The sequence below is a fragment of the Actinoallomurus sp. NPDC050550 genome, assembly GCF_040655075.1.
Taxonomy (GTDB): domain Bacteria; phylum Actinomycetota; class Actinomycetes; order Streptosporangiales; family Streptosporangiaceae; genus Actinoallomurus.
In genome coordinates this window covers 16,995-32,388 of sequence record NZ_JBFAJC010000035.1, presented here as the reverse complement: position 1 = coordinate 32,388, position 15,394 = coordinate 16,995, and the positions used below count along the sequence as shown (strand labels likewise).

16 protein-coding genes and 1 pseudogene are annotated in these 15,394 nt (G+C 72.4%); 11 read left to right on the top strand and 6 right to left on the bottom strand.

Going from position 1 to position 15,394, the window contains the following annotated elements:
- Positions 1-86: 86 nt before the first annotated feature.
- Positions 87-674, bottom strand: coding sequence for a hypothetical protein (locus tag AB0I04_RS36230; protein ID WP_360895133.1), 588 nt, complete (start codon positions 672-674; stop codon positions 87-89).
- Between the two features lie 98 nt (positions 675-772).
- Here AB0I04_RS36230 and AB0I04_RS36225 point away from each other — a divergent pair, with 98 nt between their 5' ends.
- Entirely contained in the window at positions 773-1,714 is a 942-nt protein-coding gene (locus AB0I04_RS36225) for an oxidoreductase (RefSeq protein WP_360895130.1), read from the top strand.
- Between the two features lie 143 nt (positions 1,715-1,857).
- On the opposite strand, the gene AB0I04_RS36220 is transcribed toward AB0I04_RS36225, so the two are convergent.
- Positions 1,858-2,394 (bottom strand): methylated-DNA--[protein]-cysteine S-methyltransferase, encoded by a 537-nt coding sequence (locus tag AB0I04_RS36220; protein ID WP_360895127.1) that lies wholly within the window; start codon positions 2,392-2,394, stop codon positions 1,858-1,860.
- Between the two features lie 123 nt (positions 2,395-2,517).
- On the opposite strand from AB0I04_RS36220, the gene AB0I04_RS36215 reads away from it, so the two are divergent.
- The 4 genes from AB0I04_RS36215 (at position 2,518) to AB0I04_RS36200 (ending at position 5,678) form a co-directional block, all read left to right on the top strand.
- On the top strand, positions 2,518-3,777 hold the full coding sequence (locus AB0I04_RS36215) for a citrate/2-methylcitrate synthase (protein WP_360895124.1): 1,260 nt from the start codon (positions 2,518-2,520) through the stop codon (positions 3,775-3,777).
- 182 nt (positions 3,778-3,959) lie between these two features.
- Positions 3,960-4,310: a hypothetical protein gene (locus tag AB0I04_RS36210; protein ID WP_360895120.1), complete on the top strand. Its 351-nt coding sequence runs from the start codon at positions 3,960-3,962 to the stop codon at positions 4,308-4,310.
- Positions 4,311-4,350: 40 nt separating this feature from the next.
- Positions 4,351-4,674: a DUF3817 domain-containing protein gene (locus AB0I04_RS36205; protein WP_360895117.1), complete on the top strand. Its 324-nt coding sequence runs from the start codon at positions 4,351-4,353 to the stop codon at positions 4,672-4,674.
- 80 nt (positions 4,675-4,754) lie between these two features.
- Positions 4,755-5,678: a helix-turn-helix domain-containing GNAT family N-acetyltransferase gene (locus AB0I04_RS36200; RefSeq protein WP_360895114.1), complete on the top strand. Its 924-nt coding sequence runs from the start codon at positions 4,755-4,757 to the stop codon at positions 5,676-5,678.
- Positions 5,679-6,166: 488 nt separating this feature from the next.
- On the opposite strand, the gene AB0I04_RS36195 is transcribed toward AB0I04_RS36200, so the two are convergent.
- Complete coding sequence (locus tag AB0I04_RS36195) at positions 6,167-7,267, bottom strand: beta-eliminating lyase-related protein (protein WP_360895111.1); 1,101 nt, start codon at positions 7,265-7,267, stop codon at positions 6,167-6,169.
- 210 nt (positions 7,268-7,477) lie between these two features.
- Here AB0I04_RS36195 and AB0I04_RS36190 point away from each other — a divergent pair, with 210 nt between their 5' ends.
- The 5 genes and pseudogenes from AB0I04_RS36190 (at position 7,478) to AB0I04_RS36170 (ending at position 11,209) form a co-directional block, all read left to right on the top strand.
- A complete protein-coding gene (locus AB0I04_RS36190; RefSeq protein WP_360895108.1) occupies positions 7,478-8,728 on the top strand; it encodes an MFS transporter in 1,251 nt (416 codons plus the stop codon).
- A gap of 17 nt (positions 8,729-8,745) precedes the next feature.
- On the top strand, positions 8,746-9,504 hold the full coding sequence (locus AB0I04_RS36185; protein ID WP_360895105.1) for a glucose 1-dehydrogenase: 759 nt from the start codon (positions 8,746-8,748) through the stop codon (positions 9,502-9,504).
- Positions 9,505-9,537: 33 nt separating this feature from the next.
- Positions 9,538-9,978: pseudogene (locus AB0I04_RS36180) on the top strand (methyltransferase); the annotation flags it as partial.
- Positions 9,979-10,163: 185 nt separating this feature from the next.
- Positions 10,164-10,685 carry a hypothetical protein gene (locus AB0I04_RS36175; protein WP_360895355.1) on the top strand — a complete coding sequence of 174 codons (522 nt, stop codon included), beginning with the start codon at positions 10,164-10,166 and terminating at the stop codon, positions 10,683-10,685.
- Entirely contained in the window at positions 10,682-11,209 is a 528-nt protein-coding gene (locus AB0I04_RS36170) for an oxidoreductase (protein ID WP_360895102.1), read from the top strand. Before AB0I04_RS36175 ends, AB0I04_RS36170 begins: the two co-directional genes overlap by 4 nt.
- 3 nt (positions 11,210-11,212) lie before the next feature.
- On the opposite strand, the gene AB0I04_RS36165 is transcribed toward AB0I04_RS36170, so the two are convergent.
- From AB0I04_RS36165 to AB0I04_RS36155, 3 genes are read right to left on the bottom strand one after another with little or no spacing between them, the layout of a single operon-like run.
- Positions 11,213-11,725: a GNAT family N-acetyltransferase gene (locus AB0I04_RS36165; protein WP_360895099.1), complete on the bottom strand. Its 513-nt coding sequence runs from the start codon at positions 11,723-11,725 to the stop codon at positions 11,213-11,215.
- Positions 11,726-11,752: 27 nt separating this feature from the next.
- Complete coding sequence (locus AB0I04_RS36160) at positions 11,753-12,454, bottom strand: response regulator transcription factor (RefSeq protein WP_360895096.1); 702 nt, start codon at positions 12,452-12,454, stop codon at positions 11,753-11,755.
- Positions 12,451-13,647 (bottom strand): histidine kinase, encoded by a 1,197-nt coding sequence (locus tag AB0I04_RS36155; protein ID WP_360895093.1) that lies wholly within the window; start codon positions 13,645-13,647, stop codon positions 12,451-12,453. The genes AB0I04_RS36160 and AB0I04_RS36155 overlap by 4 nt, the downstream gene beginning before the upstream one ends.
- Before the next feature lie 238 nt (positions 13,648-13,885).
- On the opposite strand from AB0I04_RS36155, the gene AB0I04_RS36150 reads away from it, so the two are divergent.
- Positions 13,886-15,370, top strand: coding sequence for a nitrilase-related carbon-nitrogen hydrolase (locus tag AB0I04_RS36150; protein WP_360895090.1), 1,485 nt, complete (start codon positions 13,886-13,888; stop codon positions 15,368-15,370).
- Positions 15,371-15,394: the final 24 nt, after the last annotated feature.

Genomic DNA, 15,394 nt, shown 5'->3' with positions numbered 1-15,394 from the left:
GCGGTGCTGCGCGGTGCGCGGCGGAGCTGCGAGGTGGGCGCGCCGGCCGGGCCGTGTCAGGCCAGGTCGTGTCAGGCCGGGCCGTGTCAGGCCAGGAGCGCTTCGATCCGCGCGACCGAGTCCGGGCCGGCGAGCTCCACGGGTGGCACCGGCCCGTCGGCGAGCCGATCGGCCAGTGCGGAGACCGCCTCGGCGCGGCGGGCGACGTAGTCGACCTCGTCGTCCCGCGGCGGGCGGCCGTGCAGGAGAGTGGCCACCTCCACCAGCGCGAGGTGACCGGCGTCCAGCGCGATCCCGGGCCCGGCGGTGCGGCGCAGCCGCTCGTACGCGGTGACGAGACGGCGCACCGCGGGATGGGACACCTCGAGCGGCACACCGCGGTGAAGCGTCTTCGCGTGCCGCCGGAGAGTACGACGGCGCATCACGCGCAGCACCGCCGCCTGCGCGGGCAGCACCAGGCCGAGCGCGAGACAGGCGACCGCCACGACGGTCAGCCAGACGGGCAGTCGGGCGACGACGACCGCGGCGAGCAGGGCGGCACCGCCCGCGGCGAGCACCACCTCGGGGACCCCGATCCCCTTCTCCGGTTCTTCGGCCGGTAGACGGCGGTCCTCCACGGCCGGCGCGTCGACGAGCGGGCCCGGCCGGTGCGGGACGATGACCTGCGACGGCATGATCCGATTATCGACCGGGTCGGCCCTCGTCAAACGGACGCCGGTTCAGCATCCCGGAAGATCCCCGAAACCGAAACGCGTTCTAGTATGGTCCGCCAGTGGAGGTGGCGGACATGGCCAAGTGGACCACCGATGAGATCCCCGACCTCGCCGGGAAACGTGCCGTCGTCACCGGCGCCAACAGCGGCCTCGGCCTGTGCACCGCGCTCGAGCTGGCCCGCCACGGCGCCACCGTGGTCCTCGCCTGCCGGAGCGCCGAACGTGGTCGCGCGGCCCTGGACCGGATAAGGGCGGCCGCACCCGGGTGCGACGTGGGCCTCGGCTCCCTCGACCTGGCGGACCTGGCCTCGGTGCGGACCTTCGCCGCGGAGCAGGGTACGACCGGGCTCGACCTGCTCGTCGACAACGCCGGCGTGATGGCGCTGCCGCACCGGACCACCGCCGACGGGTTCGAGTTGCAGTTCGGCACCAACCATCTGGGGCACTTCGCCCTCACCGGTCTGCTGCTGCCCGCCCTGCTGGACCGTCCCGGGGCGCGGGTCGTCACCGTCACGAGCATGATGCACTGGCTCGGGCGCCTCGACTTCGACAACCTCGACGGCGAGCGCCGGTACGGGAAGTGGGCGGCCTACTGCCAGTCCAAACTCGCCAACCTGGTCTTTGCCAAGGAGCTCGACCGCCGCGCCCAGGGCCGCCTGACCAGCGTCGCGGCTCACCCCGGGTACGCCGCGACCAACCTGCAGCAGGCCGGGCCCCGCATGAGCGGCAGCCGGATCGGCGAGGCCATGGGCGGTCTGGGCGTCACGCTCTTCGCCCAGTCCGACGCCGCGGGCGCCCAGCCCATCCTGTACGCGGCGACCGCTCCGGAGGCGCGCGGCGGGCAGTGCTACGGCCCCCGCGGACCGGGTCAGAGCCGGGGAGCCCCGCGCCGCGTACCGACACGGCGCACGGCCGACGATCCCGCACTCGGCCGCCGTCTCTGGGAGGTCTCCGAGAAACGCACCGGCGTCACCTACGACACGCTCCCGCAGGAGCGATAGCTCCGGGGCGGCGCGGACCGATCAGCCGGCCGCCCGCTCAAGCCACAGGGTGAGGTCGTGCACGCCCATCTCTCCCTGGCGGGCGGCGTCGAGGATCTCCACCGCCTCCGACGGATCGACCTCGATACGCAACTCTTCGTCGTCTAGGAGAGCGGTCCGGCGGCGGGATCCCAGTCCAAGGTGGCGGGGATGGCGCCCTCCATGGTGAGGAGCCAGCGCTTGACCTCGACGCCGGAGCCGCCGCTGTATCCGCCGAGGCCGTCGGTGGCCACCACCCGGTGGCAGGGCACGACGATCGGGATCGGGTTGGATCCCATGATCGAGCCGATGGCCCGCGCGGGCACGCCCGTGCCGCTGAGGTCGGCCAGCCCGCCGTACGTCACCGTCTCCCCGTACAGCACGCCGGCGTACAGCTTCTCCAGGACCTCGCGCTGGGCGCCGGACGTGTGGCGCCAGTCGATCGGCAGGTCGAAGGCCCGGAATTCGCCCGTGAAGTAGGCGGCCAGCTGGTCGCGCACCGGCTCCGTGCGCGCCGGGGCGTCGACCAGGGGGAGCCCGGCCCTCAGCCGGGCCCGGGCGCGGGGCGTGTCCCGGAAGGACAGCCCGCTCAGGCCTTCGGCGGTGCAGGCGAAGGCCAGCCGTCCCAGCGGTGTCTCCAGTGTTCCGATCGCGACATCCACCCTTCCTTCCTACCAATCGTCAGGGACCGACGCTCGCGAGAATCCGACATCGTCGTCGTTCGAACCGCCGCCCGGCGCCGCGGTCCGATCAATATTGATGCGTCGTCAACTACGGTGGCGGTCGTGACGGAGACGGCGGGTGAGTGGATCGACGCGGCCCGGGCGGCGGAACGGCTGGGCGTCAAGCCGGCCACCTTGTACGCCTATGTCAGCCGTGGAGTGCTGAGGCGGCGGCGCTCGCCGGACGGGCGGCGCAGCCTCTTCGACCCGGCCGAGGTCGAGGAACTGGCCCGCAGAGGACGGCCGCGGCGGCCGCCCGGCGCGAGCGAACTGGTCATCGAGTCGCGCGTCACCGCGCTGGGTGACGACCGCCCGTACTACCGGGGGCGCGACGCTCTCAGCCTCGCCGGTTCGGACGACTTCGAGGCCGTCGCCGAGTGGCTGTGGGCCGGTGAGCCCTCGTCGGCGGGCGCCGACGCGAGGCGGTCGAGTCCGCAGGTGGGTGGCGACGTGTGGCGGTCGGGTCCGCAGGCGGTCGCGGTCGCGCGGGCGGCCCAGTCGGGCCTGCCAGAAGAGACCCTGCCGCTGGACCGGCTGCAGGTGATCACGACGGCGCTGGCCGCTGCCGACCCGGTGCGCCTCGTCTTCGACGCCCCCGCCGTCGTCGCCCTGGGCCGGCGGCTCATCGCCGGAATGGTGGAGTCCCTGCCCGCCGCCCGTGGCGAGGCCGATCCGCCGGACGGGGCGTCGATCGCGGCGCGCCTGTGGACGCGCCTCACTCCCCAGGAGCCGCGGCCCGCGGCGGTGCGCGCGCTGAACGCCGCGCTCGTGCTGCTGGCCGACCACGAACTGGCCGCGTCCGCGTTCGCCGCCCGTGTCGCCGCGTCCGTGCGCGCCGACCCGTACGCCGTCGTGACCGCCGGGCTCGGGGCGGCGGGAGGAGGCCTGCACGGTGGCGCCTCGCTCGGGGCGGAGGCGCTCCTCGCCGAGATCTCCACACCCGAGCGGGCCGCGCGGGTCATCGGCGAGCGGCTGCGCCGAGGCGAAGGCGTCCCGGGATTCGGGCATCGCGTCTACCGGCTCCGGGACGGCCGCGCCGGATGCCTGTTCGACCTGGTCCGTGACGCCGCGCCGGGCCACGAGCGGCTCGCGGTCGCCGAGGCGGTGCTGGCGGAGGCGCGCGGTCGCGGGCTCCCCGGCGTGAACGTCGACTTCGCGCTCGCGACGCTCGGCGCCGTGACCGGGATGAGGCGCGGAGCGGGAGAGGCGATCTTCGCGGTCGCCCGTACGGCCGGTTGGCTCGCGCACGCCCTGGAGGAGTACGCCCGGGGCACGCCACTGCGCCCGCGCGCCATCTACACGGGCCGACCCCGCGCCATGTGACGCCCCGCCGACGATCTGGCGCCTCCGCCCGTCACGGGTGCGGCCTCATGATGGGGTGACTCGCCCGGGTGGCCATGCGTCTCCGCACGTACGAGGTCGGCCTCGTGCCGGGTGACCCCGCCAAGACGGAGCCAAGGCGGACCCGGGGAGGGCCTCGCCGCGGGGGCGGGTACGCTCGAGGCGTGCGACAGTTCTTTCGGCCCGGCTGGCTCGGACTCCACCTGATCGCCATCGTGCTGATCGGGATTTTCCTGCTGGCAGGCTGGTGGCAGCTGACGCGTGCCCAGGGCGGCAACCTGCAGAGCTGGGCGTACGTCATCGAGTGGCCGATGTTCGCGATCTTCGTGGTCGCGATGTGGGTGCGCATGGTGCGGGACGAGCTGCGCGGCGAGACGAACGCCGACCCGGGCACGGTCACCCCGCCGGGGGCCGCGCCGTCGCGCCGGATCGATGACATCGACTATGGGGATGACGAGGAGCTGGCGGCCTACAACCGCCGCCTCGCCCGGCTGAACGACGAGGCGCCGCGCTGACGGCGCGGGCTTCACGGAGGGACGACCCGTGCAAGGAGCGGTGACCCGCTATCGCGTCATGGCGTACGTGACCGGCGTACTGCTGATCGTGCTGTGCTTCATCGCGGTGCCGCTGAAGTTCTTCGCGCACAACGGGGTCCTGTCGACCGCCGTCGGCATCCCGCACGGGATGGTGTGCTACCCGCTCTACCTGCTGGCCACCTTCGACCTTTACCGCCGGGTCCGCTGGCCGCTGAGCAAGATGGTGGTGATCGTGCTGGCCGGGATCATCCCCTTCCTGGCCTTCTACGTCGAGCGGCGGGTCGTGGCCGAGCTGCGTGAGCAGACCGCCCCGGCGCGGCGTGCGGACGCCGCCGGGGTCTGATCTTTTTTCGATCACCGTCTGGACCGGACGGGCCTTCGCGATTATCTTTGACTGTGTCAACTTAAACGTTGAGGTGGTCAATGAAAACTGCAGTGCCGTCGGACCGCGTCGCCGCCGTCCGCGCGTTCAATCGCTTCTACACCTCCGTCATCGGCGTGCTGAACGAGTGGCTGCTCGAGACGTCGTACTCGCTCACCGAGGGGAGGGTCATCTTCGAACTCGCCCGTCATGACGCCTGCGAGGTCGCCGACCTGCGCCGGTCCCTCGACCTGGACGCCGGCTACCTCAGCCGCATGCTCTCCCGCTTCGAGGCCGACGGGCTGATCGTCCGCGGGCGTGCCGAGGACGACTCCCGGCGGCAGCTGGCCCGGCTGACCGAGCGCGGCCGCGACGTGTTCCAGGACCTGGACGCCCGGTCGACGGCCCAGATCGAGCAGATCCTGTCCGGACTCACCGAAGAGGACCAGCGCCGGCTGCTGGGCGCGATGGGCGTGATCGAGGGGCTGCTGGGGGAGCACCCGCGGCCCGCGGCGTTCGTGCTGAGGCCGCTCGGCCCCGGCGACCTCGGCTGGGTGATCCAGCGGCACGGCGCCCTGTACGCCGCGGAGTACGGCTTCAACGCGTCCTTCGAAACGCTCGTCGCCCGCGTCGTCGCCGAGTACGCCGAGCACCACGGACCCGGCGACGACGCGTGGATCGCGGAGATCGACGGCGAGCCGGTCGGATCGATCTTCTGCGTACGGGAGAGCGAGCGGGTCGCGCGGCTGCGCCTCCTGCTGGTCGAGCCGTCCGCGCGCGGTCATGGTGTGGGCGGCCGGCTCGTCGAGGAGTGCGTCAGGTTCGCCCGCCGGTCGGGGTACGACGAGATCGTCCTGTGGACCAACGACGTCCTGACGGACGCCCGCCGCGTCTACGAGCGCGCCGGTTTCGAACTGGCCGAGGAGGAGTCGTACGACGGCTTTGGACCCGATGCGAAAGAGCAGACCTGGCGGATGAAACTCTGACACGGCACTGGCCCGCGGCGTCGTATGGTTCGCCGCGGGCCAGTGGGACCGTTTCAAGTCGAGAGGGTTTCAGGCGTCAGGTCATCCATGCTCCTTTCGCGCGTGCCGTGCCGGGCGATGGGGTGCCGGGCCGGCGGTGAAACTCGGGAACACCGCCGGCCCGGCCGGTTCGACGCCGATGCCGTGGGGGCGTACGGCACCCGCGCCGGAGGACTTGGAGGGCCGGGCGCCGCACGCTCTCGTCCTGAACGGGTGGGGGGAAATCACCCGCCGGTGTCGTACGGTCATGCCGGCCCTCCTCGAATCGCAGACGATGGGCGGGGCCCGGAGTGTCCCCAGCATTCCCATCACGTGGCGTTGCGATCTCGTTACTGTGAGTACCCGTCATCCATGTGACCGTAAACCGAGGTCAAGCGAGAAATCTGCGCCGGGGCCCACTGGCAAAGATCACGTCACCTCGTCACCCTCGGCGGCGGGGGCGGTGGTTCTCAGTGGCCGGCGGCGCGTTCGACGAGGCGCGCACCGACGTCGGCGACGTCCGCGGCCGTCCAGTCGAGAGCGGGCGCCGCCACGGTGATCTCGGTCATGGCCAGCCCAGGGACCTCCGTGTCCTGCCACCCGGCGGCGAACCAGACCTTGTCCTCCTCGGCGAGCGCCAGCGCCGCGTCGTTCAGCGCCTGGGCCGGATGGGGCAGCCACAGGCGGAACCGGTGCGTGTGCGGCGGCTCCGGGAACACCCGCGCGCCGGGCAGTGCGGCGAGGGCGGCGGCCATCGTCCGCGCGTGCCGCACGTACTCCGGGATGCGCGGCAGCTCGCGGTCGAGGCCGGAGAGTGCGGTGAGGGCGGCGGGCCACTGCTGGAAGACCTGACCGCCGTAGCGATGCCGCCAGACCTGGGCGTACGAGGCGAGGTCCCGGTCTCCCGCGAGCGCCGCCCCGCTGATGCCGCCGAGCGTCTTGTAGAAGGAGACGTACGTGCTGTCGGCGAGACCGGCGATCTCCTTGACGGAGTGCCCGAGGTGCGGCCCGGACTCCCAGATCCGGGCGCCGTCGAAGTGCATTCGCGCGCCGACGCCGCGCGCGGCCGCCGCCGCGGCCGTCAGCTCGTCCCAGGTGGGGAGGACGAACCCGGCGTCGCGGAGCGGGAGCTCGATCACGACGGTGCTCACGGGCTCGGCGAGCGCGGTGATCTCCTCGGCCGTGGGATTGCGTGGCTCGGTCGTCGGCCAGACGCCGCGCAACCCGCTCAGCCACGAGTACGCGTGCCGTTCGTACATCTCCTGGTGGCCGAGCGGATGGAGGGCGACCGTCGGGTTCCCGGTACGGTCGGCGCCGTACCGCAGCGCCACCTGCTGGGCCATCGTTCCGGTGGGGAAGAAGACGGCGGCCTCGGTGCCCAGGAGTTCGGCGACGCGCTCTTCCAGCGTGGCCACCGGGCCGCCGCCGTAGAAGTCGGGCAGCGCGTCCAGATCCCCGGCCGTCTCTAGGTCGGCGAGCCGCTCTCGCATGGTCGCGGGGCGCGTCCCGGAGAGGATCCGGTCGCAGGCTCGCAATGCGGCCAGGCGGCGTTCGCGTGTGTTCTCGGGCATCGGCGGATCGTCCCATGGTGCCCAGAACGTGCGCCATCCGATTTCCCCCGGGGCGTCGGTCGACGGATATCGCGCGATATTTGACCGGTCGATCTAGATATCGCTAGGGTCCACAGAGTGTCGAGAGCTCGGCAGTTGCTGACCATCCGCCCCGAAAACAGAACGAACGATCTGAAAAGATCGGCGCTTGTCTTCACGATGCTCGGGGCCGTGCAGGTCACGTTGATCGCGACGATCACTGTGATCACCGTGGCGTTGCCCGCCATCCGGCGGGACCTGCGCCTGGACGACGCGGCGATGGTGCTGGTCACGTCCGCCTACGGTCTGGCGTTCGGAGGCCTGTTGCTCCTGGGTGGACGGCTGGCGGACGCCTGGGGACGCCGAAGGGTCTTCGCCACGGGCACGGCGGTGTTCGGCCTCGCCTCGGCCGCCGCCGGCGTGGCCCCCTGGACGGATCTGCTGCTGCTCGCCCGGTTCGCCCAGGGGATCGGCGCGGCGCTGACGGCACCGGCGGCGCTGGCACTGGTCGGTACGGTCTTCCCCGAGCCCCGGCGCCGAGCGCGGGCCATGGCGGTCTGGGGTGTGCTGAGCAGCGCCGGCGCCACCGCCGGGACCGTGCTGTCCGGTGTGGTGATCACCTGGGTGCCCTGGCGGTGGGTGTTCGCCGTCCCGGTCGCGGTCTCGGCCGTCGCGTTCGGCGCGGCGTGGAGACTGTTCCCGGCCGATCGTCCGCCGGCCGAGAGGCGAATCGACTGGCTCGGCGCCACGCTGGTGACCACCGGTCTCGGCGCGATGATCTATGGGCTGGAGCGCTCCGGCAGGTCGGTCCTGGTGGGCGTCGTGCTCCTCGCGCTGTTCGCCCTGGCCGAGCGGCGGTCACCGGCCCCGCTGATGCCCTTGCCGTTCCTGCGCGGGCGCCTGCTGCCGGTGCTCGCCGTCACGCTCTGCGCGGCGTCCATGGCCACGGCGTTCTTCATGCTCTCCCTCCACCTGCAGCAGGTACGCGGCCTGTCGCCGCTGCGGACGTCGGCCGTCTTCCTGCTGCCCGCCCCGGCCCTCCTCGCCTCCGGTCCCGTCGCCGGACGGCTCGTCCCTTCCCTCGGCGCCCGTCGCGCCCTGGCGCTGGGACTGGTCACGGCCGCCGCCGGTCTCGTCCTGCTCAGCCTCCTCGACGTGCCGTACGCCGGACTGATCGTCTTCCCCTTCGGGGCCGGGACGACGTTCTCCGCCGCCCTGCTCGCCGCGATGCACGACGTGCGCGAGGACCAGACCGGCCTGGCGGGCGGCCTGGTGAACACGGCGATGGAGATCGGCCCGCCCATCGGCCTGGCGGTGCTCGTCTCCCTCGCCACCGCCCACTCGCCCGACCCGGCGAGCGGCTACGCGTACGCGCTGCGCGTCGCCGCCGTCGCCCTGCTGACCACCGCGGTGTACGCGGCGCTCCCGCGCCGTACCGAGTAAGCAAAGGAGAACACGGAATGTCCGTTCGTTTCACCGGCAAGGTGGCCCTCATCACCGGCGGAGGCTCCGGAATCGGCCGGGCGACCGCGCTCGCGTTCGCCCGGGAGGGCGCGACGGTGGTGGTCGCCGGACGCCAGGCCGAGCCGCTCGACGAGACCGTGACACTGATCGAGACCGAGGGCGGCCGGGCGAGCGCGATGCCGGCCGACGTGTCCTCCTCCGAGGACGTCGCCCGGCTCGTCACGACCACCGTCGAACGCCACGGCGGCCTGCACATCGCGTTCAACAACGCGGGCGTCCTCGCGGCCGGCCCGCTCGCCGACCTGGACGAGTCCGCCTGGGACCGCCAGCTCTCCGTCAACGTGACCGGCGTCTTCCTCTGCATGAGGCACGAGATCGCCCACATGCGCGCCAACGGCGGCGGCGTCATCGTCAACACCGCGTCCAACCTCGGAGCGCACATGCGGCTGCCGTTCCTCGGCGCGTACGCCGCGTCCAAGGCGGCGGTGAGCACGCTGACCCGCGCGGCCGCCAAGGAGTACATCGGGGAGGGCATCCGCATCAACGCCCTCAGCCCCGGCCCGATCGAGACGTCCATGTCCCTGCGGCCGGGCGAGACCGAGGCCGACCGCGCCGAACGCCTCAAGAGCGCGCTGCCGATCGGCAGGGCCGGGACCCTCGCCGAGGCCGCCGCCGCGGTGCTCTGGCTTGCCTCACCGGAAGCGGGCTTCACCGTCGGCCACGACCTGGTCCTCGACGGGGGCGCCAGCGCCTGACTCGAAGGGACTTCCACGGGCTAAGGTCCGACCATGCCCGTCCTGGAGATCTCCGACCTGATCGGCGCATGGGACCCGGTGACCGGGGAACGTGCGCCGATCCTCAAGCGCGACGTCATCGCGCGGCTGCGCGAGGCGGGGCACCGGCGCGCCGTACGGATCGTCGAGCGGATGCCCGCCTCGGGGGAGCTCCTGGAGCCCGCCGCGGTGGACCGGTTGTTCGTGCGGGTCCACACCGAACTGCAGCGGCTCGCAGAGGAGTTGCACATGGCGCGGCGCTTCGCCGAACTGCTGGCGCCGCTGGTCGCCGCCGCGCGCCGGGCCGGAGCGGGGCCGCCGCGGATCGTCGACGTGGGGTGCGGCATCGGGTACGTGACGAGGGCGCTGGCCGCGTCGGGCGAACTCGGCGGCGACGTCGAACTGGTCGGGGTCGACTTCAACCCCGTCCTCGTCGCCGAGGCCACCAGACTCGCCGAGGACGAGGGGCTGACCTGCCGGTTCGTCCTCGGCGACGCCTTCGGCCTCACCGAGCCGGCGACGCCTTCGGCCTCACCGAGCCGGCGACGCTCTACATCTCCAGCGGAGTCCTGCACCACTTCCCCGCCGAGTCGCTGGCCGGGTTCTTCCAGGCCCAGGATCGGCCGGGCACCGCCGGGTTCGTGCACTACGACATCGCGGCGACCCGCCTGGCTCCGCTCGGGGCACGGGTGTTCCATCGCGCCCGCATGCGCGAGCCGCTGGGCCGGCACGACGGGGTCGCCTCGGCGAAGCGGGCGCACGGCGACCAGGTGCTCCTGGACGCCGCGTCGCGGGCGACCGGCATGCGCGTCTTCCTCTTCGAGCCGATCCGGCATACGAACCCCTTCTGCGCCTCGATGCGGCCCGTCGTCGGGATGCGACCCGAGCTGGTCGAAGAGGCGCAGCGCGCGCTCGGCCGGCGGGCCCGCGGCCTCGTCGGGGCCGACGGCGTACGAGAGGACGCCGGTGGCGGGCGGCAGGGGGCCGGTGGCATACGGAAGAAGGCCGGTGGCGCATCGAAGGCGGCTGGTGTCGTACGAGAGGGGGCCGGTGGCGCGCCGAAGGCGGCTGGTGACGTGCAAGAGGGGGCCGGTGACGTGCGGAAGGCGGCCGGCGGCGTGCGGGATGGCCGCGACGATGGTCCGGAGGGGGTTGGCCGGTGACGTGGCTGCCGATCCCGGCCGTCACGGTGCCCGTGCTCCTGGGCGGCCTGGCCGTCGTCGACGGAGCTTTCGCCGGATTCCGCGCGGCGACGGGGCGTAACGCGCGGATCCACAAACGGGACTACGCCCTTGCGGCGGCCCGGCGCGGCGCGGCCGTGTCGGTGCCGGGCCTCGCCGCCACCGCAGTGGTGTCGCTGACCGGAGCGGCGGGGGAGGGCCACTGGTACGGGGATCTGGTCGAGGCGGGGACGAGGATGCTCGCCGTGGTGGCGCCCTATGCCGCGGTCGTGATCCTCTCGCTCGCGGCGTACTGGCTGCTGCCCATGCGCGAGAGCACGTTCGTGATCCTCGTCGGGCTCGGCCCGCTAACCCTCGCCCGCCCGGCCGTGGTGGCGGCGGCGGTGGCGGCCGCCGGCCTCGGCGCGCGGGACTGGCTCATCTGGACGGCGGCCGTCACGGCGGCCGCCGGGGTCCTCGTGGTGGAGCCGTGGGTGCACCGCCGCTGGTACCGCGAGCCTCTCTGACGCTCACCGGTGGAGCGGGAGTTCGAGCTCCAGCTCATGACGGATCGGGATGCCGTCCAGGCCGGTCTCGGGGATCGACGGCTTCAGCGCGCGCGACCGGGCGACCGCGTCACGGTGCACGGCGACGAGGTCGAAGCCGTACCGCTGGTAGAAGCGCAGCGCCCGCAGGTTGTCGTTGGTCGTCACCAGCCACAGCCGGACCAGCCCGGCCGCGCGGGCGGCCTCGGCCACGGCGTCCACGAGCGCGGTGCCGACGCCGACGCCCTCCCGTACGGAGTCGAGTGTGACGAGCTCGCACTCCGGACCGTCGACCCGGTAGGTGGCCACTCCCGCGCGGTCCCCGTCGAGATGGGCCACGAAACCGGGAATCGCGGTCGTGTCATGGGCGACGCCCCGGCTCACCGAGATCACCCCTCCCCAGCGCTCGGTGAAGACCTCCCGCAGCCAGGCGAGGTCATCTGGGGCCACCGGCCGTACGGCCGGGCGGTGCTGCTTCGCGTGATCGAGAGATGTCATGGCGCCATCCTCACCGTCCGGGCAGCGCTACGTCTCCTCGCGCGGGGGGAGCAGGCCCGCCTCGTGCGCGAGGATCGCGGCCTGGACGCGGTTGTCCAGGCCGAGGCGGGTGAGGATGCGGTTGACGCGGCTTTTCACGTTGGCCTGCGTCAGTCCGAGCGCATCGGCGATCTGCAGGTTGGACAGCCCCCGTGCGACGAGGATGAGGACCTCCAGTTCGCGTTCGGTGAGCGCGTCGATGAGTCCGTGGTGTTCCGGTGCGGGGGCCGGCGCGCCGGGGAGGAGGCCGAGGGGCAACGCGGCGAACGTCGTGATGAGCCGTTGGGTGACGCTCGGGGCGAGCATGGCCTCGCCGCCGGCGACGACGCGGATCGCGTGTGCGAGCTGGTCGGGCGGGCTGTTCTTCAGCAGGAAGCCGTAGGCGCCGGCGCGCAGCGCGGAGTGCACGTACTCGTCCAGGTCGAAGGTGGTGAGCACGAGCACGCGGGGCGGCGGGTCGGGAGGCGGCCATCCGGTGAGGATCCGGCCGGTGGCCTCGACCCCGGTCAGGCCGGGCATGCGGACGTCCATGACGACGACGTCGGGCCGCAGGCGGAAGGCCGCGTCGACGGCCTGCCCGCCGTCGGCGGCCTCACCGACGACGCACAGGTCCTCGCGGCGGTCGATGACGGCACGGAGCGCCGCCCGGACCATCTCCTGATCGTCGGCGAGGAGCACCCGGATCGTCATCGGACCCCCTGGAAAGGGAGTGTGGCGTGGACCCGCCACCCGCCGTCCGGTCGCGGACCGGCCTCCAGGGCGCCGTCGAAGGCCAGGACGCGTTCGCGGACGCCCATCAGCCCCCGGCCGGAGCCGGGTACGGGGCGGTGGATCGCGGCGGCCGGCCCGTTCTCCACCTCGACGGTCAGCGCGGCGTCGGCGGCGCGCAGGGCGACCCGGACGTCGGCGGGTGCGGCGTGCTTGATCACGTTGGTCAACGCCTCCTGCAGGATCCGGTAGGCCGAGACCTGGACCGCGGACGGAACCGCGTCGATCGACGGCCCGAGCGTCGCCGCCACGCGGCAGCCGGTCGCCTCCGCCGCCGCGAAGAGCCGGTCGACGTGGCGAAGGGAGGGCTCGGGGTCGGGATCCTCCCGCTGGGCGGCGAGCAGGCCGAGGATGCGGCGCATCTCCACGAGGGCGACGTCGGCCGTCTCGGCGATGCGCGTCACACCCTGCAGGGCGAGCCGCGGATCGTCCTCCAGCACGTCCTCGGCGGAGCGCGCCTGTACGGCGATCGCGCTGACGTGGTGCGCGACGACGTCGTGGAGGTCGCGGGCGATGCGGGCCCGTTCGGTGACGACGGCCTGACGTGCGTTGATCTCCTGCTGCGCGCGGAGCCGGTCGTTGAGGTCCCGGAGCCGGCGGGTGCCGAGGTCGATCCGCCGTGCCCCGTACCCGAGGAGCCAGGCGATGGACAGGAACGCGACGAAGGCCATCGCGGTGTCCGGTTCGAGGGAGTCGAGCCGGAGTGGCCCGGATCGGCCGCTGAGCAGCTCTGTCGTCACCGCGGTGGCGAGGGACAGCAGCGTCCCCGGCACGCTCACCGTCGCCGGGGACCACCGGGCCAGCGCGAACACGGCGAAGATCAGGAAGTAGGGCCCCGGCGTCTTCCCCGGCACCGGGTCGAGCACCTCGAAGAGGACGAAGCCCATGGTCACCGCGGCCAGCACCAGGCGGGGGTGGTGCCGCCGCCAGAACAGCGGAACCGTCTGCAGTCCCCAGAGCGCCAGGCCGGCCGCGCTCGGCGTCGGTGTCCTGCCCAGCAAGGTCACCACGTCGAACACGGTGAGCCCGCCGCCGAGCGCGATGTCGGTCAGCCATGGTCTGCCGGTGATCCAGATGCGCGCATGGCGCAGGCCGGCCGTCACGTGAGTCGTCATGTCCGACGGCAACGGTAGGCGATCCCCGTGCTCACCTGCTCGTTCTCGGGGCCGCATCGAAAGTTGCGCGGACCGGCGAGAGATCGGCGCTGCGGACGACGCCGGGTGCCTACCAGCTCTCCTACGTTCGAATCGCGTCCCACGAACCCTCCGAACGTACGCCATCCCACGCGGATGATTCTCGCCTGAAAGGGCCGATGAAGAAATGAACGACGACCGGCGTCCGACGCCGATATGGGTGCGATATTCGCTGCTGGCGCTCGGCGCCGTGGCGATGCTGTTCGCGGTCGGTGGCCGTTGGGACATCCCCCTCGCCGCCTGGATCTTCCCCGTCCTGCTGCTGCGCTTCGTCCGCACCGGCCGTGCCTGGTCGGGTGCGATATGGATCCTGCTGGTCAACGTCGCCGCGGCGGTCTTCTGGATATTCGAATCGAATATGGGCTTCAACGCCGTCATCATCGCGGGAGCGGTCGGACTCGGCGTATTGCAGATGCTGCCGTTCCTTCTCGACCGGCTGCTCGTGGGCCGGCTGCGTCCCTGGATGTCGGTGCTGACATTTCCGGCGGCGATCGCCGGATCGGAATTCCTCATCACGCTGCTGTCGCCGTTCGGCACGGCCTACGGCTCCCTGACGGTCACCCAGTACGGCGACCTGCCACTGCTCCAGGTCACCTCGATCATCGGGTCGTACGGGATCGGATTCCTGATCGCCTGGTTCGCGAGCGTCGTCAACCGCTTCTGGGAGAGCCCGTCGTGGCGGTCGGCGCGCAGCGGCATCGTGTACGGGACCGTGCTGTCCGTCGTCATTCTCGGCGGCGGAGCCCGGCTCGCCTTCTCTCCGGAGGACGACGCGACGGTCCGGATCGCCGGCGTCAGCCCCGGCCGGGAGGCGACCGAGGCTCAGAAGGCGGCGATCGGGCGGATCCCCGGCAGCCGTCGCGACATTGCCGCCGCGCCTCCCTCAGCGGTCGAGCCCGCCATGAAGGCGGTGGAGGACGACCTGCTCGCGGCCACCCGCCGGGAGGCCCAGGCCGGTGCCAAGATCGTGGTCTGGCCCGAAGAGGGGGTCAAGGCGCTCGAGGCCGATGAGCACTCCAGCATCGCGGCGGCGCAGGACGAGGCCCGAAGGTCGAGGATCTATCTCGAGATCGGCCTGGGCGTCTACAGCACGACCGCGCCCGCCTACGGGCGCGACGAGACGGTCTTCATCGGCCCCGACGGAAAGGTCCTGTGGACCTACCAGAAGGCCCATCCGATCCCCGGCTCGGAGACGTTCACCCCCGGAGACGGGCGTGTGTCGGTCGTCGACACGCCGTACGGCCGGATCGCGAACGTCATCTGCTACGACGCCGACTTTCCCGACCTGATGCGGGTGCGCGCGGACATCATGCTCGTGCCCTCGCACGACTGGCGGGAGTACGGACGCGCGCACACCGAGAAGGCCGCGCTGCGCGCCGTCGAAGGCGGGTACGCGCTCGTGCGCCAGGACTCGGAGGGCGTGTCCGCCACCTTCGACCGGCAGGGACGCGTCCTGGCCACCACGGACTACTTCGCCACCGATCAGCAGACGACCGTGGCGTACGTGCCGACGCGCGGCGGCACGACGATCTACGACCTGATCGGCGACACCTTCGCCTGGCTCTGTCTCATCACCGTCGGTGCCCTCGTGATCATCGGTCTTGTCCGCCCGCACCGAAGGCCCAGCGTGGACGAGACACGGTAACGACGAAAGATCATCCGAGGAAGC

What these genes read in the sequence shown, in the direction of transcription:
- AB0I04_RS36230 (WP_360895133.1), bottom strand. Translation starts at nt 674, where the DNA reads ATGCCGTCGCAGGTCATCGTCCCGCACCGGCCGGGCCCGCTCGTCGAC.
- AB0I04_RS36200 (WP_360895114.1), top strand. Translation starts at nt 4,755, where the DNA reads ATGAAAACTGCAGTGCCGTCGGACCGCGTCGCCGCCGTCCGCGCGTTC.
- AB0I04_RS36195 (WP_360895111.1), bottom strand. Translation starts at nt 7,267, where the DNA reads ATGCCCGAGAACACACGCGAACGCCGCCTGGCCGCATTGCGAGCCTGC.
- AB0I04_RS36185 (WP_360895105.1), top strand. Translation starts at nt 8,746, where the DNA reads ATGTCCGTTCGTTTCACCGGCAAGGTGGCCCTCATCACCGGCGGAGGC.
- AB0I04_RS36165 (WP_360895099.1), bottom strand. Translation starts at nt 11,725, where the DNA reads ATGACATCTCTCGATCACGCGAAGCAGCACCGCCCGGCCGTACGGCCG.
- AB0I04_RS36160 (WP_360895096.1), bottom strand. Translation starts at nt 12,454, where the DNA reads ATGACGATCCGGGTGCTCCTCGCCGACGATCAGGAGATGGTCCGGGCG.
- AB0I04_RS36155 (WP_360895093.1), bottom strand. Translation starts at nt 13,647, where the DNA reads ATGACGACTCACGTGACGGCCGGCCTGCGCCATGCGCGCATCTGGATC.